This is a genomic window from Enterobacter sp. FW301-JW81 (assembly GCF_058788735.1).
This window is the reverse complement of record NZ_JBYTBA010000015.1, coordinates 1-892: the sequence shown is the minus strand read 5'-3', so window position 1 is coordinate 892 and position 892 is coordinate 1. Positions and strand designations below refer to the sequence as shown.

General features: G+C 50.8%; 1 tRNA gene and 2 rRNA genes. All 3 read left to right on the top strand.

Annotation, left to right across the window (positions count from 1 at the left end):
* Nucleotides 1-406, top strand: a 16S ribosomal RNA gene (locus AC3WOK_RS23350); the annotation flags it as partial.
* Nucleotides 407-491: 85 nt separating this feature from the next.
* Nucleotides 492-567, top strand: a tRNA-Glu gene (locus AC3WOK_RS23345).
* Nucleotides 568-759: 192 nt separating this feature from the next.
* Nucleotides 760-892: ribosomal RNA gene (locus AC3WOK_RS23340) — 23S ribosomal RNA — on the top strand; the annotation flags it as partial.

Genomic DNA, 892 nt, shown 5'->3' with positions numbered 1-892 from the left:
CGGCCGGGAACTCAAAGGAGACTGCCAGTGATAAACTGGAGGAAGGTGGGGATGACGTCAAGTCATCATGGCCCTTACGAGTAGGGCTACACACGTGCTACAATGGCGCATACAAAGAGAAGCGACCTCGCGAGAGCAAGCGGACCTCATAAAGTGCGTCGTAGTCCGGATTGGAGTCTGCAACTCGACTCCATGAAGTCGGAATCGCTAGTAATCGTAGATCAGAATGCTACGGTGAATACGTTCCCGGGCCTTGTACACACCGCCCGTCACACCATGGGAGTGGGTTGCAAAAGAAGTAGGTAGCTTAACCTTCGGGAGGGCGCTTACCACTTTGTGATTCATGACTGGGGTGAAGTCGTAACAAGGTAACCGTAGGGGAACCTGCGGTTGGATCACCTCCTTACCTTAAAGAACCTGCCTTTGTAGTGCTCACACAGATTGTCTGATGAAAAGTAAATAGCAAGGCGTCTTGCGATTGAGACTTCAGTGTCCCCTTCGTCTAGAGGCCCAGGACACCGCCCTTTCACGGCGGTAACAGGGGTTCGAATCCCCTAGGGGACGCCACTTGCTGGTTCGTGAGTGAAAGTCACCTGCCTTAATATCTCAAAACTCATCTTCGGGTGACGTTTGAGATATTTGCTCTTTAAAAATCTGGATCAAGCTGAAAATTGAAACGACACACATGTTATGTGTGTTCGAGTCTCTCAAATTTTCGCAAGTCGATGATGAATCGAAAGAAACATCTTCGGGTTGTGAGGTTAAGCGACTAAGCGTACACGGTGGATGCCCTGGCAGTCAGAGGCGATGAAGGACGTGCTAATCTGCGAAAAGCGCCGGCGAGGTGATATGAACCTTTGACCCGGCGATGTCCGAATGGGGAAACCCAGTG